16 protein-coding genes are annotated in these 20,859 nt (G+C 70.2%); 11 read left to right on the forward strand and 5 right to left on the reverse strand.

Annotated features, from left to right (window positions below; all coding sequences use genetic code 11):
- Window positions 1-80 precede the first annotated feature (80 nt).
- Window positions 81-3,359: an error-prone DNA polymerase gene (locus tag KXD96_RS08535; protein ID WP_260744167.1), complete on the forward strand. Its 3,279-nt coding sequence runs from the start codon at window positions 81-83 to the stop codon at window positions 3,357-3,359.
- Between the two features lie 89 nt (window positions 3,360-3,448).
- Entirely contained in the window at window positions 3,449-4,087 is a 639-nt protein-coding gene (locus KXD96_RS08540; protein ID WP_260744168.1) for a nitroreductase family protein, read from the forward strand.
- A 4-nt stretch (window positions 4,088-4,091) separates the two neighbouring features.
- Here the strand turns inward: KXD96_RS08540 and KXD96_RS08545 are convergent, their stop codons facing one another.
- The gene (locus tag KXD96_RS08545; protein WP_260744169.1) at window positions 4,092-4,556 is read right to left on the reverse strand and encodes a tRNA (cytidine(34)-2'-O)-methyltransferase; all 465 of its coding nucleotides are present in this window, start codon (window positions 4,554-4,556) and stop codon (window positions 4,092-4,094) included.
- 17 nt (window positions 4,557-4,573) lie between these two features.
- Here KXD96_RS08545 and KXD96_RS08550 point away from each other — a divergent pair, with 17 nt between their 5' ends.
- From KXD96_RS08550 to KXD96_RS08570, 5 genes are all read left to right on the forward strand, one after another.
- Complete coding sequence (locus KXD96_RS08550) at window positions 4,574-5,179, forward strand: bifunctional 2-polyprenyl-6-hydroxyphenol methylase/3-demethylubiquinol 3-O-methyltransferase UbiG (protein ID WP_260744170.1); 606 nt, start codon at window positions 4,574-4,576, stop codon at window positions 5,177-5,179.
- A gap of 245 nt (window positions 5,180-5,424) precedes the next feature.
- A complete protein-coding gene (locus KXD96_RS08555) occupies window positions 5,425-8,184 on the forward strand; it encodes an ATP-binding protein (RefSeq protein ID WP_260744171.1) in 2,760 nt (919 codons plus the stop codon).
- The gene (locus KXD96_RS08560) at window positions 8,181-8,579 is read left to right on the forward strand and encodes a serine protease inhibitor (RefSeq protein WP_260744172.1); all 399 of its coding nucleotides are present in this window, start codon (window positions 8,181-8,183) and stop codon (window positions 8,577-8,579) included. Before KXD96_RS08555 ends, KXD96_RS08560 begins: the two co-directional genes overlap by 4 nt.
- Before the next feature lie 6 nt (window positions 8,580-8,585).
- Window positions 8,586-8,960, forward strand: coding sequence for a DUF742 domain-containing protein (locus KXD96_RS08565; RefSeq protein WP_260744173.1), 375 nt, complete (start codon window positions 8,586-8,588; stop codon window positions 8,958-8,960).
- Window positions 8,941-9,513 carry an ATP/GTP-binding protein gene (locus KXD96_RS08570; RefSeq protein ID WP_260744174.1) on the forward strand — a complete coding sequence of 191 codons (573 nt, stop codon included), beginning with the start codon at window positions 8,941-8,943 and terminating at the stop codon, window positions 9,511-9,513. Before KXD96_RS08565 ends, KXD96_RS08570 begins: the two co-directional genes overlap by 20 nt.
- A gap of 6 nt (window positions 9,514-9,519) precedes the next feature.
- Here the strand turns inward: KXD96_RS08570 and KXD96_RS08575 are convergent, their stop codons facing one another.
- The 3 genes from KXD96_RS08575 to KXD96_RS08585 form a co-directional block, all read right to left on the reverse strand.
- Window positions 9,520-12,075 carry an ATP-binding cassette domain-containing protein gene (locus KXD96_RS08575; RefSeq protein ID WP_260744175.1) on the reverse strand — a complete coding sequence of 852 codons (2,556 nt, stop codon included), beginning with the start codon at window positions 12,073-12,075 and terminating at the stop codon, window positions 9,520-9,522.
- A 1-nt stretch (window position 12,076) separates the two neighbouring features.
- Complete coding sequence (locus KXD96_RS08580) at window positions 12,077-14,722, reverse strand: ATP-binding cassette domain-containing protein (RefSeq protein WP_260744176.1); 2,646 nt, start codon at window positions 14,720-14,722, stop codon at window positions 12,077-12,079.
- Window positions 14,723-14,798: 76 nt separating this feature from the next.
- Complete coding sequence (locus tag KXD96_RS08585) at window positions 14,799-16,016, reverse strand: NADH:flavin oxidoreductase (protein ID WP_260744177.1); 1,218 nt, start codon at window positions 16,014-16,016, stop codon at window positions 14,799-14,801.
- A gap of 26 nt (window positions 16,017-16,042) precedes the next feature.
- On the opposite strand from KXD96_RS08585, the gene KXD96_RS08590 reads away from it, so the two are divergent.
- Both KXD96_RS08590 and KXD96_RS08595 read left to right on the forward strand, forming a co-directional pair.
- Window positions 16,043-16,888: a bifunctional methylenetetrahydrofolate dehydrogenase/methenyltetrahydrofolate cyclohydrolase gene (locus KXD96_RS08590; protein ID WP_260744178.1), complete on the forward strand. Its 846-nt coding sequence runs from the start codon at window positions 16,043-16,045 to the stop codon at window positions 16,886-16,888.
- On the forward strand, window positions 16,885-17,166 hold the full coding sequence (locus KXD96_RS08595) for a DUF3017 domain-containing protein (protein ID WP_260744179.1): 282 nt from the start codon (window positions 16,885-16,887) through the stop codon (window positions 17,164-17,166). Before KXD96_RS08590 ends, KXD96_RS08595 begins: the two co-directional genes overlap by 4 nt.
- Here the strand turns inward: KXD96_RS08595 and KXD96_RS08600 are convergent.
- On the reverse strand, window positions 17,163-17,687 hold the full coding sequence (locus KXD96_RS08600) for a DUF732 domain-containing protein (RefSeq protein ID WP_260744180.1): 525 nt from the start codon (window positions 17,685-17,687) through the stop codon (window positions 17,163-17,165). The genes KXD96_RS08595 and KXD96_RS08600 overlap by 4 nt on opposite strands.
- Before the next feature lie 293 nt (window positions 17,688-17,980).
- Here KXD96_RS08600 and KXD96_RS08605 point away from each other — a divergent pair, with 293 nt between their 5' ends.
- The gene (locus KXD96_RS08605) at window positions 17,981-19,411 is read left to right on the forward strand and encodes an FAD-binding oxidoreductase (RefSeq protein ID WP_260745280.1); all 1,431 of its coding nucleotides are present in this window, start codon (window positions 17,981-17,983) and stop codon (window positions 19,409-19,411) included.
- A 78-nt stretch (window positions 19,412-19,489) separates the two neighbouring features.
- Window positions 19,490-20,854 carry an HNH endonuclease signature motif containing protein gene (locus tag KXD96_RS08610; protein ID WP_260744181.1) on the forward strand — a complete coding sequence of 455 codons (1,365 nt, stop codon included), beginning with the start codon at window positions 19,490-19,492 and terminating at the stop codon, window positions 20,852-20,854.
- Window positions 20,855-20,859 lie beyond the last annotated feature (5 nt).

Below are 20,859 nucleotides of genomic sequence, written 5' to 3' on the forward strand. Positions count from 1 at the left end.
CTTGCGGCGGCGCTCGCCGAACAACAACACCGAGTCCTGCCCGAGGCAATTCGAACACACATTCGATAGACTGGCGCGCTGTGGGCTGGTTCAACGGGCCGCCGAGTTGGGCGGAGATGGAGCGGGTGCTCGACGGCAAGCCGCGCCATGCCGGCGTGCCGGCGGGGCCGGGGGAGGACGCCCCCTTGTCGTCCAAGCGCGGAACGTACCGGCCGCCGGACGGCCCGCGGGCGGCCCGCTCGTCCGTTCCATATGCCGAGCTGCACGCGCATTCGGCGTTCAGCTTCCTCGACGGGGCCAGCACGCCGGAGGAGTTGGTCGAGGAGGCTGCCCGGCTGGGGTTGCGCGCCCTGGCGCTGACCGACCACGACGGCCTGTACGGCGCGGTGCGGTTTGCCGAGGCGGCCGCCGAACTCGAGCTGCGCACCGTGTTCGGCGCCGAGCTGTCCCTGGGGGCCGGGGCCCGCACCGAGACGCCGGATCCGCCCGGCCCGCACCTGCTGGTGCTGGCCCGCGGCCCGGAGGGGTATCGGCGGCTGTCGCGGCAGCTGGCCGCCGCACACCTGGCCGGCGGGGAGAAGGGCAAGCCGCGCTATGACTTCGACACGCTGACCGAGGCGGCGGGCGGGCACTGGCACATCCTGACCGGGTGCCGCAAAGGCCATGTGCGCCAGGCCCTGTCGCAAGGGCCGGGCGCGGCGGGGTTGGCGCTGGCCGACCTGGTGGACCGGTTCGGCGCGGACCGGGTCAGCATCGAGCTGACCCACCACGGTCACCCGCTCGACGACGAACGCAACGCGGCGCTGGCCGCGCTCGCGCCGCGCTTCGGCGTCGGCGTCGTCGCCACCACCGGGGCGCATTTCGCGGGGCCGTCGCGGCGCCGGCTGGCCATGGCGATGGGCGCCATCCGGGCGCGGCAGTCCCTGGACACCGCCGCCGGATGGCTGGCCCCGCTGGGGGGTTCGCACCTGCGGTCCGGCGAGGAGATGGCCCGGCTGTTCGCTTGGTGCCCCGACGCGGTGAGCGCCGCCGCCGGGCTCGGCGAGCAGTGCGCGTTCGGGCTGGCGTTGATCGCCCCGCAGCTGCCGCCCTTCGACGTGCCGCCCGGGCACACCGAGGACAGCTGGCTGCGGCAGCTGACCATGGCGGGCGCGCGGGACCGCTACGGGCCGGCCGAGCGTGCGCCGCGGGCCTACACCCAGATCGAGCACGAGCTGAAAGTCATTGCCGGGTTGCGTTTTCCGGGCTACTTCCTAGTGGTGCACGACATCGCCCGGTTCTGCCGTCAGAACAACATCCTGTGTCAGGGCCGGGGGTCGGCGGCCAACTCCGCGGTCTGCTATGCCCTCGGCGTCACCGCGGTGGATCCGGTGGCCAACGAGCTGTTGTTCGAGCGATTTTTGTCGCCGGCCCGCGACGGGCCGCCCGACATCGACATGGACATCGAGTCCGACCAGCGCGAGAAGGTCATCCAGTACGTCTACGACAAATACGGCCGCGACTACGCCGCCCAGGTCGCCAACGTCATCACCTATCGGGGCCGGATCGCGGTGCGCGACATGGCCCGTGCCCTGGGCTTCTCGCAGGGCCAGCAGGACGCGTGGAGCAAGCAGATCGGCCACTGGAACGGGCTCGCCGACTCGCCGGACGTCGAGGGCATTCCGCCACAGGTGGTCGATCTGGCAAACCAGATCCGGAACCTGCCGCGGCACATGGGGATCCACTCCGGCGGCATGGTGATCTGCGACCGCCCGATCGCCGACGTGTGCCCGGTGGAGTGGGCGCGCATGGCGAACCGCAGTGTGTTGCAGTGGGACAAAGACGACTGTGCGGCAATCGGCTTGGTGAAATTCGACCTGCTCGGGCTGGGCATGCTCAGCGCGTTGCACTACGCCATCGACCTGGTGGCCGAGCACAAGGGCATCGAGGTGGACCTGGCCAAACTCGACCTCTCCGAGCCGGCGGTGTACGAGATGCTGGCCCGCGCCGATTCCGTGGGCGTGTTCCAGGTGGAGTCGCGAGCGCAGATGGCCACGTTGCCCAGGCTCAAGCCCCGGATCTTCTACGACCTGGTGGTGGAGGTCGCGCTGATCCGTCCCGGACCCATCCAGGGCGGGTCGGTGCACCCCTACATCCGCCGGCGCAACGGCCTTGACCCGGTCGTCTACGACCACCCGTCGATGGAGCCGGCGCTGCGAAAGACGCTGGGGGTGCCGCTCTTTCAGGAACAGCTGATGCAGCTCGCGGTCGACTGCGCCGGCTTCTCGGCCGCCGAGGCCGACCAGCTGCGCCGCGCGATGGGCTCCAAGCGCTCGACCGAACGCATGCGACGGCTGCGCGGCCGGTTCTACGACGGCATGCGTGCGCTGCACGGCGCCCCCGACGACGTGATCGACCGGACCTACGAAAAGCTGGAGGCCTTCGCCAATTTCGGCTTCCCGGAAAGCCACGCGCTGAGTTTCGCGTCGCTGGTGTTCTACTCGTCCTGGTTCAAGCTGCACCACCCGGCGGCGTTCTGCGCGGCGCTGCTGCGCGCGCAGCCGATGGGCTTCTATTCGCCGCAGTCGCTGGTGGCCGACGCGCGCAGGCACGGCGTGACGGTGCACGGCCCTTGCGTCAACGCCAGCCTGGCGCACGCCACCCTCGAGAATGCCGGAACGGAGGTGCGCCTGGGGCTGGGCGCCATCCGCCACATCGGTGACGACCTCGCCGAGCGGCTGGTGCAGGAACGAAAAGCCAACGGCCCCTTCGCTTCCCTGCTCGACCTGACCACGCGGCTGCAGCTCTCCGTGCCCCAGGCCGAGGCGCTGGCCACGGCCGGGGCTTTTGCCTGCTTTTCCATGTCGCGGCGCGAGGCGCTGTGGGCGGCCGGGGCGGCCGCCAGCCAGCGCCCGGACCGACTGCCCGGCGTGGGCTCGTCGTCGCACGTCCCGGCGTTGCCCGGGATGAGCGAGCTGGAACTGGCCGCCGCCGACGTGTGGGCCACCGGCGTCTCCCCGGACAGTTATCCGACGCAGTTCCTGCGGGCGGACCTGGACGCGATGGGCGTGGTGCCCGCCGAGAAGCTGCTGGAAGTGCCCGACGGCGACCGCGTGCTGATCGCCGGTGCGGTGACCCATCGGCAGCGGCCCGCGACGGCCCAGGGGGTGACGTTTCTCAACCTCGAGGACGAGACCGGGATGGTCAACGTGCTCTGCACGCCGGGGGTGTGGGCGCGGCACCGCAAGCTGGCGAACACGGCGCCGGCGCTGCTGGTGCGCGGCCAGGTCCAAAACGCCAGCGGCGCAGTCACCGTCGTCGCCGAGCGGCTGGGCCGCATCACGCTGGCGGTCGGCTCGAAGTCGCGCGACTTCCGGTGAGCCTTTCGCCGAGTGTGAAGCTCTTGCGAAAAACGCGGCGAAATTTCGCAGCAGCTTCACGTTCGGTGAGGGGCGGTAGTCTCGCCGACATGACCCTCAACCTGTCCGTCGACGAAGTCCTGACCACCACCCGCTCGGTCCGCAAGCGCTTGGACTTCGACAGGCCGGTCGGCCGGGAGATCCTGATGGAATGCCTCGAGCTGGCGCTGCAGGCGCCGACCGGTTCCAATTCGCAGGGCTGGCAATGGGTGTTCGTCGAGGACGCGGAGAAGAAGAAGGCGATCGGCGACGTCTACCTGAAAAACGCCCGGGGCTACCTGAGCGCGCCGGCGCCGCAATACGGCGACATCCGCGGGGAGCGGATGGGCAAGGTCCGAGACTCGGCGACCTACCTCGCCGAGCACATGCACGAGGCGCCGGTGTTGTTGATCCCCTGCATCGCAGGCCGCGAAGACTCCTCGCCGTTGGGCGGCGTCTCGTTCTGGGCGTCGCTGTTCCCGGCGGTGTGGAGCTTCTGTTTGGCGCTGCGCTCGCGCGGGTTGGGGTCGTGCTGGACGACGCTGCACCTGCTCGGTGGCGGTGAAAAGCAGGTCGCCGACGTGCTGGGCATTCCCTACGACACGTACAGCCAGGGCGGGCTGTTCCCCATCGCCTACACCAAGGGCACCGACTTCCGCCCGGCCAAGCGGCTGCCCGCCGAGCAGCTCACGCACTGGGATAAGTGGTAGCGATTCAGACGGCTCCCGGGTAGCCGTGCTGTCGCCAGGCCTCGTAGACGGCGACGGCCGCGGCGTTGGCCAGGTTCAGCGAGCGGCGGCCGGCCAGCATCGGGATGCGCACCTGCTCGGTGATGTGCGCGTCGGCCAGCGTCGCCTCATCCAGCCCGGTGGGTTCGGGCCCGAACAGCAACACATCGCCCGCCCGGTATTCGACGTCGGCGAACAACGTGGGCGCGTGTGAGGTGAACGCGATCACCCGGGCCGGTGACAGCGCCTCCCACGCGGCCGCCAGCGACGCGTGCACGGTGACCGAGGCCAGGTCGTGATAGTCCAGCCCGGCCCGCCGCAGCTTGGGTTCGGACAGGTCGAATCCCATCGGCTCTACCAGATGCAGTTCGCAGCCGGTCGCCGCCGCCGTCCGGATGGCGTTGCCCGTGTTGGGGGCGATGCGCGGCGAGTAGAACATCAGCTTGAACACAACGCGATAATGGTCGCATGGTCGAGCAGAGCCTCTGGATGCAGAAAGTCGCGGTCGATCCCGGTCATTCGCACTGGTACATCGAGCGGTTCCGGGCCATGGCCCGCGCCGGCGACGACCTGGCCGGCGAGGCCCGCTTCGTGGACGCGATGGCGCCCCGCGGCGCCCGCATCCTCGACGCCGGCTGCGGCCCCGGCCGACTGGGCGGGTACCTGACCGCCGCCGGTCACCACGTCGTCGGCGTCGACGTCGACCCGGCCCTGATCGAAGCCGCCGAACATGATCATCCCGGTCCGCGCTGGCTGGTCGGCGATCTCGCCGAACTCGACCTGCCCGCCCGCGGCATCGCCGAACCGTTCGACGTGATCGTGTCCGCCGGCAACGTGATGACGTTCCTCGCGCCGAGCACCCGGCGCCGGGTGCTGGGCCGGCTGCGGGCCCACCTCAGAGACGACGGTCGCGCGGCGATCGGCTTCGGCGCCGGCCGCGACTACGAGTTCGGCGAGTTTCTCGACGACGCGGCGGCCGCCGGGTTGAAGCCCGACCTGCTGCTGTCCGCGTGGGACCTGCGACCGTTCACCGACGACTCGGATTTCCTCGTCGCAGTCCTGCGGCCGGCGTAGATCTTTCGCGGGCAGGTTTGCCAGACTCGTCCGCCCGTGCGATGGCCCACCTTGGAGGGGCCTGTCTGCTCAGTACGGATTCTGGTGACCTGGGCCGCGGGCTGTCATACTCGTCGGGTTGCCGCGTTGACGCGATCGCGCCCATCTGGCGTGGCACGGGTGGATAAAGCAGGAAGTCTCATGAGCCTCTCGTTTTCTCGAGCGCTGACCATCGGCGCCGCGGCCGGTCGCTCGGCCGCGGCGACGTGACCATGTTCGCCCGCCCGGCCCACCTGGCCGAGGCGGCCGCCTCCGAATCCGCAGAGCACCGCGGCGCCGACGCGGCGCCGGCCAAACGCCCCCCGAGCTGGTCGCTGAGCAACTGGCCGGTGGGGTGGAAGGTGCTGGCGATTGTGCTGGTCCCGCTGATGGTGGCGACGGTCTTCGGGGCGCTGCGCATCCACGGCGCCATGGCCAACTCGGCGGGTCTGCGGCTGGCCGCGGCCCGCGCCGACGTGGTGCCGGTGATCACCAAATACATGTCGGCCCTGGACGTCGCCCTGCTGGCGGGCAGCACCGGGCGCGACGTGGAGGGGGCCAAGAAGAACTTCGAGGCGCGCAAGTACGAACTGGACACGCGGCTGCGCGACACCGACGTGTCCCCCGAGGTCCGGTCGGGGGTGAACACCCTGCTCGACGGCGGTCAGATGCTGGTGAACAAGGTGGGCGACAACAACCTTGGTTTGCGGGAGCGGGTGACCCTCTACGCGCCGATCCTGTTGACGGCCGAGGACGTGATCAACGCGTCGGTGCGCGTCGACGACGAGAAGATCCGCGCCCAAACGCAAGGCCTGAGCCGGGCGGTCGGGGCCCGCGGGCAGATGACAATGCAGAAGATCCTCATCACCCGCGGCGCCGACCTGCCCGAGCCGCAGCTGCGGACCTCGATGATCACCCTGGCCGGGACCGAGCCGTCGACGTTGTTCGGGATGAGCGAGGTCCTCGGCGCCGGCTCGCCCGAAGCCAAGACGCTGCAGCAGCAACTGGTGACCCGGATGGCGATCATGTCCGACCCGGCCAGCGTGCTCGTCGACAACCCTGACCTGCTGCGCTCGATACACGCCACCGACGACATCGCCGACCAGGTCATCAAGGACGCCACCGCATCCGTGACGAAGTCCGTGCACGCCCAGGCCGCCGACAAGCGCAACGCCGCCGTCCTCGACACCGTGCTGGTGCTGTCCGCCATCGTGGTCGCGCTGGCGGTCGTGCTGCTGGTGGCGCGCGCGCTGGTGCGGCCGCTGCGCGCGCTGCGTGACGGCGCCCTCAAGGTGGCCCACATCGACCTCGAGGAGGAGATCGCCCGGGTCAAGGCCGGCGGCGCCGAGCCGACGCCGCAGCCGCTGCCGGTCTACACCACCGAGGAGATCGGCCAGGTCGCCCACGCCGTCGACGAACTGCACACCCAGGCCTTGTTGCTCGCCGGGGACGAGGCCCGGTTGCGGCTGCTGGTCAACGACATGTTCGAAACCATGTCGCGGCGCAGCCGCTCGCTGGTCGACCAGCAGCTGTCGCTCATCGACCGGCTGGAGCGCAACGAGGAGGACCCCGAGCGCCTCGACAGCCTGTTCCGGCTGGACCACCTCGCCGCCCGGCTGCGCCGCAACAGCGCCAACCTGCTGGTGCTGGCCGGCGCGCAGCTCGCCCGCGACCAGCGCGACCCGGTGCCGTTGTCGACGGTGCTCAATGCCGCGGTGTCCGAGGTGGAGGACTACCGCCGCGTCGAGATCGCCGGGCTGCCCGAGAACACCACGCTGCTCGGCGCAGCCGCCGGCGGCGCCATCCATCTGTTCGCCGAGCTGATCGACAACGCCCTGCGCTACTCGCCGCCCGCTACCCCTGTACGGGTGTCGGCCGCCCGCGGCGGCGACGGGGGAGTCGTGGTGCGGATCGCCGACTCCGGGCTGGGCATGAACGACAGCGATCGGCGGATCGCCAACATGCGGCTGCAGGCCGGGGGTGAGGTCAGCCCCGACAACGCCCGCCACATGGGTCTGTTCGTGGTCGGCCGCATCGCGGCCCGGCACGGCATCCGGGTGGGGCTGCGCGGCCCGGCGGCCAACGAGGCGGGTTCCGGCACCACCGCCGAGATCTACCTGCCGCCAACGATTCTCGAGGGCGCGGGCGTGGCCCAGCCGGTCCGAACCGCGCGGATCCGGGCGGTTTCGTCGCCCAGCGCGCAGCCAGCACCGGCCGAGGAGCGCCGGCCCGAGCCGGCGACGCGGCGCGCCGCCGCGGAACCCGTGCCGTCGGTCACGTTGTTGCCGCGCCGCAATCCCGGTTCCAGCGGCATCACCGAGGTGCCCGCCCAACCCGCCGAACCGCGGCCACAGCGGCGCGAACTGCCCACCCCGTGGTGGGAGAGCGGCACCCCGGCCACACCGGCCGCCCCGGCCACCCCGGCCGCCCCGGCCGCCCCGGCCACGCCGGTGACCCCGAGCGCCCCGGAGCCCCAACCCGCGCCGCCGCGGGCGGCGTCGGACACGTCGGCATTCTTCGCGGCGCGGTCGCGGGAGGCCGACAAGCCGGCCCCGAGCGCGCCCGGCCCGTCGATCCCGGCCGCCCCGAAGAGCGCGTCCACCCCGGCCGACGACGACGTGATCTACCGGCGCATGCTGTCGGAGATGCTGGGCGATCCGCACGACCTGGTCAACAGCCCCGACCTGGATTGGCAGTCGGTGTGGGACCGCGGTTGGACACTGGCCGCCGCGGCCGAGGACAAGCCCGTCGAGGCGCGCACCGCCGAGCACGGCCTGCCGGTCCGCACGCCCGGCGCCCGGCTGGTGCCCGGCGCGGCCAACGGGACGGGCCTGCCCGAGCAGGACCAGCCCGCCCCCGACCGCGAGCCGCAGCACGCCACCGCGGCGCGCGACCCCGACGCGGTTCGCGCCTCCTTCAGCAGTCACTTCGGCGGGGTGCGCACCGGCCGGTCGCACGCCCGCGAGCAAGGGGATGATCGGCAATGACGTCGCCCGGCAATTCCCTGGACTGGCTGGTGACGCGGTTCGCCCGCGAGGTACCCGGCGTGGCGCACGCCTTGCTGGTTTCCGTCGACGGGCTGCCCATCGCCGCCAGCGAGCATCTCCCGCGCGAGCGCGCGGACCAGCTGGCCGCGGTGGCCTCCGGTCTGGCCAGCCTCGCGACCGGCGCCGCGCAGCTGTTCGAGGGCGGCCAGGTGCTGCAGTCGGTGGTGGAGATGCAGAACGGCTACCTGCTGTTGATGGCCGTCGGCGACGGCTCGCATCTGGCGACGCTGGCCGCGACGTCGTGTGACATCGGTCAGATCGGCTACGAGATGGCCATCCTGGTGGAACGGGTCGGCGGCGTGGTGCAGTCCACCCGCCGCTCTGGCGTCTCGTGAGCCGCGATGGACGACCGCGAGCCCCGGCCGACCGCACATAGAGGGAATCTGGTCCGCCCGTACACCCTGACGTCCGGACGGACCGGCACCGACGTCGACCTCCCGGTGGAAGCGCCGATTCAGACCCTGCAGGCCGGGCTGGCCCACAGTTGGCCCGCCGACGACACGAAAGGCAAGATCATTCAACTGTGCGTCGGCAGCCCGTCGGTCGCGGAAATCTCGGCCCGGCTGGATCTCCCGCTCGGCGTCACGCGCGTCCTGGTCGGCGATCTGGTTCTGTCCGGCTACCTTCGGGTGCACAGGACGTTGTCCGAGCGTTCGACCAGAGATGAGCGCCACGAACTGATAGGAAGGACGCTGCGTGGTTTACGAGCGCTCTGAGGGGGGAGCTCACGCCTCGACGAAGATCGTCATCGCCGGCGGCTTCGGCGCCGGCAAGACGACGTTCGTCGGAGCGGTGTCGGAGATCATGCCGTTGCGCACCGAGGCGATGCTCACCAACGCCTCGACCGCCTTCGACGCGCTGGAGGCCACCCCGGACAAGCGGACCACCACCGTCGCGATGGACTTCGGCCGGATCACGCTGGATCAGGACCTGGTGCTCTACCTGTTCGGGACGCCGGGTCAGCGCCGGTTCTGGTTCATGTGGGACGACCTGGTGCGCGGCGCCATCGGGGCGATCGTGTTGGTGGACTGCCGGCGCCTGGAGGACAGCTTCGCCGCGGTCGACTTCTTCGAGCACCGCAACCTGCCGTTCTTGGTCGCGGTCAACGAGTTCGACGGCGCGCCGCGCTACCCCGTCGCGGAGGTGCGCGAGGCGCTCACCTTGCCCGCGCACATCCCGGTGATCACGGTCGACGCCCGCGATCGCCGGTCGGCGACCGACGCGCTGATCGCGGTCAGCGAATACGCCCTGGAAAGCCTGGCGAGCTAGAAACGCTCAGTGCTTGAGCCGGATGCGCCAGCGCACCACGGCGGCATAGGTGACCGACAACAGCGCGAGCATGCCCATGTCGAACAGCCAGGTGGCCGCGGTGTGCTGGAAGTGGCTGTCCCGGGGGCTCTGCGGACCGGGCGCCACGGTCCACAGATCGACCGTCGAGGCCTGCGCGGCGTACCCCCACCGCGAGGGCACCGTCCAGGACAGCTGGTCGAGGAAGATCCGGTCGGTCACCGGCACCATGCCGCCGGACAGCACCATCTGCATCATCAGCGACACCACCAGCAGCGGCATGATCTGCTCGTTGGAACGCGCCAGCGCCGACAGCAGCAGGCCCAGCATCGCCGCGGCCACACACGTCGCCGCGACGGCGACGAACAGCTCGAGCGTCGCGTTGCCGAGCAGCACGGCCGGCCGCTTCGGCGGACCCTTGCCCATCACCACGATCGCGGTCGCGATCGCCGCCTGCACAACGGCGAACACGCAGAACACCGCGATCTTGGCCATCAGGTACGCGGTGGTGGACAGGCCGACCGCCTGCTCGCGGCGGAAGATCGGGCGCTCCCCGATCAGGTCGCGGATCGTCAGCGCGGTGCCCATGAAGGCGGCGGCCATGGTGAGCAGCATCAGGATCGTCCCGGCTTCGCCGGCCGATTCGCTCGTCGGATCGGCGTAGCCGAAACCCGTGGTGCCGGGGACGGTCAGCGACAGCGCACCCATGACGAACGGCAGCAGCGCCAGGAACACGAAGTAGGCGCGGTCGGCGACCACTAGGCGAACCTGGCGGCGGGCGACGGTGGAGAACTGGTGGCGCATGCTGGTGCGCGGCGGGACGCCGAGGTCGGCGGGCGCCTCGGTCTGCGTGGGCGGCGGGGGTTTGTTCTGCGCCAGGAACCGGCGGTTGGCCTCGTCGGGGTCGGCGCCCACCTTCGCGAAGATCTGCGCCCAGTTGGTGGTGCCCATGGCCGTCCCGATCCGATCGGGCGGCCCCAAAAAGGCCGTCTTGCCGCCGGGCGCCATCAGCAGCACTTGGTCGCAGACGTCGAGGTAGGTCAGGGAGTGGGTGACCACCAGCACCACCCGGCCCGCGTCGGCCAGCTGGCGCAGCATCGTCATCACCTGCAGGTCCAGCGCCGGGTCCAGGCCGGAGGTCGGCTCGTCGAGGATGAGCAGCGACGGCCCGGTGAGCAGCTCGAGTGCCACCGAGGCGCGCTTGCGCTGCCCGCCGGAAAGCCTGTCGACGCGGGTGGCGGCGTGCTGGGTCAGCCCCAACTCGTCGAGCACCTGCGCGACGACCTGTTCGCGGTCGGCCTTGCTGGTGTCCGGCGGCAGCCGCAGCTCGGCCGCGTAGCCGAGCGCCTGGTTGACCGTGAGCTGGCGGTGCACGACGTCGTCCTGGGGGACCATCCCGATGCGGGTGCGCAGCGACGCGTACTCGGTGTGGATGTTGTGTCCCTCGAACGTGACCACCCCGGCGGTCGGGGTCGCGTACCCGGCGATCAGCCGCGACAGCGTGGTCTTGCCCGCGCCGGACCCGCCGATCAGCGCGGTCAGCGTGCCCGGGCGGGCCGTCAGCGAGATCTTCTCGAGCAGGTTCTTGCCGTTGACGCTGAAGTCGACGCCGTGCACCTCCAGGCCGCCGGTGCGCGCCGCCGCCTCCTGGCGGCGGACCAGGACGCCGCCGGTGAAGACCAGGTCGACGTTGCCGATGGTCACCACGTCGCCCTCGGACAGCACGGCGGACGCGGCCTTGACCCCGTTGACGAAGGTGCCGTTGCTGCTGTTGGCGTCGCGGATCTCGGGCCCGGCCGGCGTCGGGGTCAGGAACGCGTGGTGGCGCGAGGCCAGCACGTCATGGATGACGATGTCGTTGTCGAGCGCGCGACCGATCCAGGCGGCGCGTCCGGGCCGCTCGGTCGGGCGCTCGGATTCGGGGCCCAGGTTCTTCACCCGAGTGGTGGGGAACTCCGCCACCTGGCCGCTGACGCCGATCTGGGTCGGCGGGGTCGTGTCGGGCGGGCCGGCCGGCGGCGGGACCGATCGGGTCGCGGCGTCCGGCCGGACGATCGGGACGGCGGTGGTGCGGTGCGGGCCCTCCCAGGGGCGCGGCGGCGGCGCCGGAGGTTGCCGCGGCGGCGCCGGCGGTCGCTGGCCGGCCGGCTGTGCGCGCAGCGGTGGAGCGTCGCTGGGCGGCGTGATGACCGGGATCGACTCCGTGGTCGGCGGGAGCATGCCCACGGTCCCGGTGTGGTGGCCGATCTCGAAGGTGATCCGCGGACCGTCGGGCTTGCCGATGTTGATGGTCTGGCCGTCCTCGATGTCGACCCACGGCACCCGCTGCCCGTCGACGTACACCCCGTTCAGCGAATTGTTGTCCAGCGCAATCCATTTGCCGCGATCGAAGCGCAGCAACAGGTGTGCGCGGCCGACCAGTGGGTGCGCGACCCGGAGGTCCGCGCGCAGGTCGCTTCCCACGACCACGTCGCGTCCGGCCGCGAAGCTGCCCTTCGATCGGTCGGATCGAACCGTCAGCACGTGCTCCGCGGCCTGAGTCATCTCAGCGTTTCAGCCGGATGTACCACCGGACGAAGCCGGTGTAGGCGATGGACAGGAATACCAGCATTGCCATGTCGAACACGAAGATGTGCTTCGAATGCTGCCAGATCGGGTCGTTGGTCGGGATCTGTTTGACCTTCACCAGCGACGGAAAGTCGATCGACGAGGCGCCCGCGGCGTAGCCCCAGCGCGCGGGCGTCAGCCAGGCGAGTTGCTCGAGACCGAAGCGCTGGTAGACGGGAATCATGCCGCTGGAGAACACCAGCTGCGACATGATCGAGACCACGAGCAGCGGCATGATCTGTTCGTTGGACTGCGCGCAGGCGGACAGCAGCAGGCCCAGCATCGCCGAAGCCACGCAGGTGCCCGCGACGGTGACGAACAGCGAGAAGGTGGAGTTGCCGAAGAACGGCGGGTGTGCCGTCGGCGCACCCTTGCCCAGCCGCACGATGATGGTCGCCACGGCCGCCTGGGCCGTCGCGAAGACGCAGAACACCGCGATCTTGGCCAGCAGATAGGCGGTGGTGGACAGGCCGACGGCCTGTTCGCGCCGGAAGATCGCGCGCTCGCCGATCAGGTCGCGGATGGTAAGCGCGGTGCCCATGAAGACGGCGCCGATGTTGAGCAGCACCATGATGTACTGCGGCTGCGTGGGCGCGGGACCCAGTGGGTCGGCCGGGCCGAGGCCGGGGTGGGGGCCCTTCACCGTCAGCGACAACGCGCCGATGAGGAACGGCAGGATCGCCAGGAAGATCGTGTACCCGCGGTCGGATACGACGAGGCGAACCTGGCGGCGGGCGATGGTGGACAGCTGCTGCCACAGGTCGATCTTCGGTGGTTCGCCGAGGTCCGCCGGGCTTTGCGGGGACGGCGGCTGGGTTGCCCGCTGGTTGCGCTCCTTGAAGCGGCGGTTGGCCTCGTCGGGATCGGCGCCCACCTTGGCGAAGATGTCGGCCCAGTTGCGGGTGCCCATGGCCGCCTCGACCTGGTCGGGTGGCCCGCAGAAGGCGGTCTTGCCGCCCGGCGCGACCAGCAGGATCTGGTCGCAGACGTCCAGGTAGGACACCGAGTGGGTCACCACCAGCACCGTGCGGCCGGCGTCGGCGAGCTGGCGCAGCATCAGCATCACCTGACGGTCCAGCGCCGGGTCCAGCCCGGAGGTCGGTTCGTCGAGGAGCAGCAGTGACGGCTGGGTGAGCAGCTCGAGGGCCACCGAGGCCCGCTTGCGCTGCCCGCCGGACAGCTTGTCGACCCGGGTCTCGGCGTGCTTGGTCATGTCGAGCTCTTCGAGGACCTGGGCGACGATCTGAGCCCGCTCCGCCTTGCTGGTGTCGGGGGGCAGCCGCAGCTCGGCGGCGTAGTTCAGGGCCTGGTTGACCGTCAGCTGGCGGTGCACGACGTCGTCCTGCGGGACCATCCCGATCCGGCTGCGCATGGTCGCGTACTCGGCATGGATGTCGTGTCCCTCGAAGGTCACCGACCCCGACGTGGGGCTGGTGTACCCGACGATCACCCGCGAGAGCGTTGTTTTGCCGGCGCCCGAACCGCCGATGATGGCCGTCAGCGTGCCGGGCCGGGCGGTCAGTGAGATGTGGTCGAGCAGCTGCTTGCCGTGGTCAACGGTGTAGCAGACGGAGTTCACTTCCAGGCCGCCGGTGCGCGTCGCGGCCTCGGTGCGGCGCAGCAGCTCGCCGCGGGTGAACACCAGGTCGACGTTGCCGATGGTGACCACGTCGCCCTCGGTCAGCACAGCGGACCCCACCCGCACACCGTTGACGAACGTCCCGTTGACGCTGTGCGCGTCGCGGATCTCGGTGCCCAGCGGCGTCTGGGTCAGAAACGCGTGATGGCGCGACGCGAGGACGTCCTGGATGACGACGTCGTTGTCGGTGGCCCGGCCGATCGTCAGCGCGCCGGAAGGCTTCTGCAGCGCCCCCGATCGCGAGGGCCTGAGCGCCTGGAACATCTTCGTCGCCAGGTTCGCCACCTCGGGCGGCTTGGGTGCGGGGCGCGACATCTCGGTCTGCGGCGACGCCGACATCTGCGGGTGCGGCTGGAAATTGGGGGGCGGCGGCGCGGGGGGCGGGGGAGCGGGCGCGCGCCCGCCGCCGGCATACATCGGTTGTGCGGGCGGGGCGGGGCGGGGACCGGGCGCGCCCGGGTGCGGTCGTCGGGGCGACGCCCAGCTGGGCGCGCGGCCCGGCGGCCCGGGCGGGGGGCCGGGTGGGGCGGCGACGGGTGGGCCCCCCGGCGCGGCCGACCACGCCGTCCCGGACGGGTGCGCCGCCACCGGTATGCCCATCGATTCGGTTTGCGGTGGGCGCCCGGCCATCCCTTGGTGCCGCCCGACCTCGAACACGAGCTGCGGCCCGTCCGGATTGCCGATGTTGACGCACTGGCCGTCGTGGATATCGACGACCGGCACCCGCCGGCCGTTCACGAAAGTGCCGTTGAGCGAACCGTTGTCGATCGCCAGCCACCGGCCCTGGTCGAAGCGCAGCAACAGATGCGCGCGGGAGATGAGCGGGTGGGTGATGCGCATGTCGGCGCGCAGATCACGGCCCACCACCACGTCGTGACCGGCGGCGAAGGTGCGTTCTGACCCGTCATAGCGAACCGTCAAGACGGGCGGGGCAGGTGCGCTCATCGAACCAACTGTATCTCGTGGACCTCAGGCCACCCTGAGGCCCAAATGTGCGTTTGCGCGCCCGCTCTCGTCAGCGCTAGGTCCGATTGCCCGCCAAAACATCGGGGGCACCGGTGACCACGCAGCGCGTCCGGGTGTAGATCGTGGGCATGCACCGGTTGCAGTGGGTGCATGCCGAACGCACGCTGTGCGCGGCGCCGTCGGCCGCGATCCGATTGATCAGGTCCGGTTCGGCCAGCAGCGCCCGGGCCATCGCGACGAACTCGAATCCCTCGGCCATCGCCAGGTCCATCGTTTCCCGGTTGGTGATGCCGCCGAGCAGGATCAGCGGCATCGTCAGCTCCGCGCGGAACAGCTTGGCATCGCGCAACAAATAGGCCTCGCGGTAGGGGTACTCGCGCAGGAACTTCGTGCCCGTCATGCGCATGCCCCAACTCAGCGGCGGTTTGAAGGCGCCGGCGAATTCCTTGAGCGGCGCGTCGCCGCGGAACAGGTACATCGGGTTGACCAGCGAGCTGCCCGCGGTGAGTTCGATCGCGTCCAGGCCGCCGTCCTCCTCGAACCATTTGGCGGTTCTCAGCGATTCTTCGGTGCTGATGCCGCCGCGCACCCCGTCGGCCATGTTGAGCTTGGCGGTGACCGCGATCGGCGTGCCCTCTTTCTCCACCGCGCGCCGCACGGCCATCACGATGCCGCGGGCCACCTTCGCCCGGTTCTCAAGCGATCCGCCGAACTCGTCGTCGCGGCGGTTGATCAACGGGGACAGGAACGAGCTCGCCAGATAGTTGTGGCCCAAATGGATTTCGACGGCATCGAAGCCGGCTTCGATGGCCAGACGGGCGGCGTTGGCGTGGCCTTCGATGACTTCGTTGATGTCGTCGCGGCTCGCCTTCTTGGCGAACCGCATCCCGATCGGGTTGAAGAACCGCACCGGCGCCAGCGCCCTGGCCTTGTTGGACTTGGCGTTGGCGACCGGCCCGGCGTGGCCGATCTGCGCGCTCACCGCGGCGCCCTCGGCGTGGATGGCGTCGGTGAGCCGGCGGAAGCCGGGCACCGCCTCCGGGCGCATCCAGATGCCGTTGCCCTCGGTGCGGCCGCCGGGGGAGACGGCGCAATAGGCGACGGTCGTCATGCCGACGCCGCCGGCGGCGGGCAGGCGGTGGTATTCGATCAGGTCGTCGGTCACCAGGGTGTCGGGCGTGCGGGCCTCGAAGGTCGCCGACTTGATGGTGCGGTTGCGCAGCGTGATCGGGCCAAGCTTGGCGGGGCTGAACACGTCCGGAGGGGTTGACATACCGGGAGCGTGCCAGACTGTCAGGCGTGGGCGCAATCACACTGGACGGCAAGGCCACCCGTGACGAGATCTTCGTTGACCTCAAACAACGGGTGGCCGCACTGACCGCGTCGGGTCGAACCCCCGGGCTGGGCACCATCCTGGTCGGTGACGATCCCGGGTCGCAGGCCTATGTCCGGGGCAAGCACGCGGACTGCGCCAAGGTCGGGATCACGTCGATCCGCCGGGATCTGCCCGCCGACATCGGCACCGCGACGCTGGAAGACACCATCGACGAACTCAACGTCAACCCCGACTGCACCGGCTACATCGTGCAGTTGCCGCTGCCCAAGCATCTCGACGAGAACGCGGCGCTGGAGCGCGTCGACCCGAACAAGGACGCCGACGGACTGCACCCGACCAACCTGGGCCGGCTGGTGCTCAGCGTTCCGGCACCGCTGCCGTGCACCGCCCGTGGGATCGTGCACCTGCTGCGGCGCTACGACGTCGAGATCGCCGGGGCGCACGTGGTGATCATCGGCCGCGGTGTGACGGTCGGCCGCCCGTTGGGGCTGCTGCTGACACGCCGTTCGGAGAACGCCACGGTGACGTTGTGCCACACCGGGACTCGCGATCTGGCAACGCACACCAGGCAGGCGGACATCGTCGTGGCCGCCGTCGGGGTGCCGCACATGCTGACCGCCGACATGGTGCGTCCGGGCGCCGCGGTCGTCGACGTCGGGGTCAGCCGCACCGACAATGGGTTGGTCGGCGACGTGCACCCCGACGTGTGGGAGGTGGCCGGCCACGTGTCGCCGAATCCCGGTGGTGTCGGCCCGTTGACGCGGGCGTTCCTGCTGAGCAACGTCGTCGAGCTGGCCGAGCGGCGATGAGCGCGCGGTCCGTCGTCCGGGCCCAGTGGCCGATCCTGCTGGTCGGCCTGACCTTCGCCACGGCGCTCGCGCTGGTGGGGGCGAGCTTCTGGCGGCGCGGTTCGCTGCTGATCGGCATCGGCGTGGGCCTGGCGGCGGCCCTGCGACTGGTGCTGTCCGACGATCGGTGCGGCCTTTTGGTGGTGCGCAGCAAGGGAATTGACTTCGTCACCACCGCGACGGTCGCGGCCGCGATGGTCTACATCGCGTGGACGATCGACCCGCTGGGCACCGGCTAGATACCCGGCGCCGCCGGGATCTGCCCGGTCATGCCGGGGATCTGTCCGGTCATGCCGGGGATCTGTCCGGCCATGCCAGGGATCTGTCCGGTCATGCCGGGGATCTGTCCGGCCATGCCCGGCATCTGCGGAACCACGCCGGAAAGGTTGCCATTGGCCAGGTTCGCCATCTGCTCGGGGCAGTAGGTCTGGATCGCGATGGTGGTGAACATGCGCGCCATCATGGGTGACATGCCCCGGCCGGAGACGCTGGACGCGGCCGCGGCGAAGTTGCCGCCCGGTTCGGCAAGCATCGGGCAGATGGACTGGCCGACCGACATCGCGTTCCCGGGTTCGCCGAAGTCGATGCCGGCGTGGTTGAGCGCGTCGATGAAGTTGTCGTCGGGGTTGTCCGCCCCGGCCGGCGCGGCGAAGGCCGACGCCGCGGTGAGGAGCGCGGCGGCCGCGGCCAGCAGGCGAACGGTCAGGGGCTGGTTTCGAAACAGCCAGATCCAGCGGTGCGTTCGCGCCGGTGCCTTCATGCGGCCTCACCCTCGGTCGTGGAGTGCGCCGATTGCACTCGAATCACGTTGTGAACTCTGAGCTATCACTGTCACGTTTGCGACACGGTGGGGTAAAGGTTCGCACAATAAGTTTTTTGAGAGCCAGCCGCGGCTCGAGCATCGATTATCGCGCGCCGCGCATCGGCCAGCCATTCGGCGGATCGAAGCCACACTGTGATCTGACACGGACGCCAATTCCGGGCTTTCGCGTGAGAAATGTTTAAGAATCTCCGCACATGACGACGAATAGCGGCCGTCCGCCGGAGCTCTACTTGCAGAGGGGCATCTCGCGCCAGGCATTTCTTCGCGGCGCCGTCGGAATGTTGGCGACCGGCACGGTTTTGGGCACCGCGCGGGCGGAAGCGGATCCCGCTGTTGGTTGGGGCGGTCTGGCATCCTCCATCGGTGGCGCCGTCGTGCTTCCGGACAACGGCGCTCAATTCTCCACCAGCAAAAAGGTTTTCAACTCGTTTTACGACGGCTCCACTCCCGCTGCGGTGGTGACGGTTTCGTCACAGCCGGACGTGCAGAAGGCGGTCGCGTTCGCGGCGGCCAACAACCTCAAGATCGCCCCGCGCGGCGGCGGCCATTCCTACGTCGGCGCCTCCGCCGCGAACGGCACGATGGTGCTCGACCTGCGCGGCCTTCCCGGTGGCGCCACCTTCGACGGCAACAACCTGACGGTCACCCCCGCGACCACCCTCTACGCTATCCACCAGGCATTGACCGGGGCCGGGCGAGCGATACCCAGCGGCAGCTGTCCGACCGTCGGCGTCGCGGGTCTCGCGTTCGGTGGCGGAATCGGCCCCGACACCCGGCACGCGGGCCTGACCTGTGACGCGCTGCGGTCCGCCACGGTGGTGTTGCCCAGCGGCGACGTGGTGACCGCCTCCCCCAACGACAATCCGGATCTGTTCTGGGCGCTTCGCGGCGGCGGCGGCGGCAATTTCGGCGTGACGACGTCGATGACGTTTTCCACCTTCGCGACCTCCGACAGCGACGTCGTCCGACTCGACTTCCCGCCCGCGTCGGCCACGCAGGTGCTCGTCGGTTGGCAGTCCTGGCTCAATGGTGTAGACCGAAACACCTGGGGCATCGTGGATCTCATGATCGGCTCGGCGCCGAATTGCCACGTGTTGGCGACCTGCCCCGCGGGTGCCGGGTCCGGTGTGGTCGACGCGATCAAGTCCGCGGTCGGTGTTGCACCCATTGCGGTGTCGAACAAGACGATGAGCCGCACCGATCTGGTGATGTTCCTGGCCGGGGGCAGCTCGTCGCCCCCGGCGCGTGCCTTCATTGCCGGTTCCGACGTCATCGGCCCGGTGGATTCCCCTGCGGCGCACGCCATCGCCACAGCGATCGGGCAGTGGCCGGTGGGTGCCGGACAGGCATCGGTGCTCGTCGACCCGCTCGGCGGTGCCGTCGCGGACGTGGCCGCGGGCGACACCGCGTTCCCGTGGCGCAATCAGTCGGCCGTGCTGCAGTGGTACGTCGAGCCCTCGGGCAGCCAGGTGGCCGCCGCGAACACCTGGCTGAGCAACGCACACCAAGCGGTGCAACAAATCTCGGTCGGTGGGTACGTCAACTACCTGGAGGCCAACGCCGCCCCCGCGCGGTACTTCGGTTCGAACCTGTCGCGGCTGACGACCGTGCGGCAGAAGTACGACCCCAATCGGGTCATGTTCTCCGGGCTGAACTTCTGACGAAATTATTTGCGGGAGTGTGCGTCTGTGGCGATTTTTGGGGTCTTTGTTGTCGGTGGTGGTGGCTAGTTTGGGGGTGTGAGTCCACGTGGTGACGTCGAGGTCGACGCGGTGTTCGACGACCTTGATGCCGCCTTGGCTCGGGCCCGTGCGTTGCCGGTGGACGCGATGGACTTCCAGCAACAGCTGGGGATGCTGGAGCGCTGCGAGAAGGTGCGTCGGCAGTTGCCGGCCATCGAGCATCCGCTGATCAACACCCTGGCCCGCCAGGCCACCGCCGAGGAGTTGGGCGGCACACTGCCGCAGGCGATCGCCGACGCGACGTTGATCAGCCGCGCCGAAGCCTCCCGGCGGGTCAAAGAGGCCACCGACCTCGGGCCCCGGCACGGGCTGACCGGCGAACCCCTAGAGCCGATCCTGCCCGCGACGGCCGCCGCCCAACGGGAGGGCAAGCTGGGTGGCGGCCAGGTGGCGGTGATCCGCCGGTTCTTTCACCACCTGCCCGGCTCGGTGGATGCGGCCACCCGCGCGGCCGTGGAGGCCGACCTGGCCGGCGCGGGGACCCACTTTCGGCCCGAACAGCTCGCTGAGCTGGCCGATCACGTCGCCGACTGCCTCAATCCCGACGGCACCTACCGCGACGAGGACCGCGCCCGGCGCCGCGGCCTCACCCTGGGCAAACAAGGCCCCGACGGCATGTCCGAGCTGCGCGGCCTGCTCACACCCGAGTTGCGCGCCACCCTCGAGGCGGTGTTGGCCAAGCTGGCCGCACCCGGCATGTGCAACCCGCTCGACGACGTGCCCTGTGTCGATGGGGCCCCTCGCCAGGAGGCGATTGACCGTGACGCCCGCAGCACCGCCCAACGCAACCGCGACGGGCTGCTGGCTGCCTCCCGCGCGGCGCTGGCCTCGGGAAAACTGGGCCGGCACAATGGGTTACCGGCCTCGATCGTCGTCACGACGACGCTGCAAGACCTGCAGGCCGCCGCCGGGACCGGCCGCACCGGCGGGGGCACCCGGTTGCCGATGAGCGATGTGATCCGGCTGGCCCGCCACGCCCACCAGTACCTGGCCGTCTTCGACAACGCCAAACCTCTGGCGCTCTATCACACGAAGCGGCTAGCCTCACCCGGACAGCGAATTGTCCTGTACGCCAAGGACCGCGGCTGCTCGGCACCCGGATGTACCGTGCCCGGCTATCTCTCCGAAGTCCATCACGTGACCGACTACGCCCAATCCCGGCGCACCGACATCGACGATCTCACTTTCGCCTGCGGACCGCATCACCGGATGCTCAAACCCGGCGGCTGGAGCACCCGCAAGAACGCCAAACACCAGACCGAGTGGATCCCGCCCCCACACCTCGACAAAGGCCAACCCCGCACCAACACCTTCCACCACCCCGAAAAACTCCTACGCGACGAGGATGACGACGAACCGTAGCCCCG

The sequence above is a fragment of the Mycobacterium sp. SMC-2 genome (assembly GCF_025263485.1).
Lineage (GTDB): Bacteria > Actinomycetota > Actinomycetes > Mycobacteriales > Mycobacteriaceae > Mycobacterium.

Coding starts and splice junctions, on each gene's coding strand:
- KXD96_RS08560 (WP_260744172.1), top strand. CDS start 8,181: ATGACGTCGCCCGGCAATTCCCTGGACTGGCTGGTGACGCGGTTCGCC.
- KXD96_RS08540 (WP_260744168.1), top strand. CDS start 3,449: ATGACCCTCAACCTGTCCGTCGACGAAGTCCTGACCACCACCCGCTCG.
- KXD96_RS08600 (WP_260744180.1), bottom strand. CDS start 17,687: ATGAAGGCACCGGCGCGAACGCACCGCTGGATCTGGCTGTTTCGAAAC.
- KXD96_RS08595 (WP_260744179.1), top strand. CDS start 16,885: ATGAGCGCGCGGTCCGTCGTCCGGGCCCAGTGGCCGATCCTGCTGGTC.
- KXD96_RS08575 (WP_260744175.1), bottom strand. CDS start 12,075: ATGACTCAGGCCGCGGAGCACGTGCTGACGGTTCGATCCGACCGATCG.
- KXD96_RS08565 (WP_260744173.1), top strand. CDS start 8,586: ATGGACGACCGCGAGCCCCGGCCGACCGCACATAGAGGGAATCTGGTC.
- KXD96_RS08585 (WP_260744177.1), bottom strand. CDS start 16,016: ATGTCAACCCCTCCGGACGTGTTCAGCCCCGCCAAGCTTGGCCCGATC.
- KXD96_RS08580 (WP_260744176.1), bottom strand. CDS start 14,722: ATGAGCGCACCTGCCCCGCCCGTCTTGACGGTTCGCTATGACGGGTCA.
- KXD96_RS08550 (WP_260744170.1), top strand. CDS start 4,574: ATGGTCGAGCAGAGCCTCTGGATGCAGAAAGTCGCGGTCGATCCCGGT.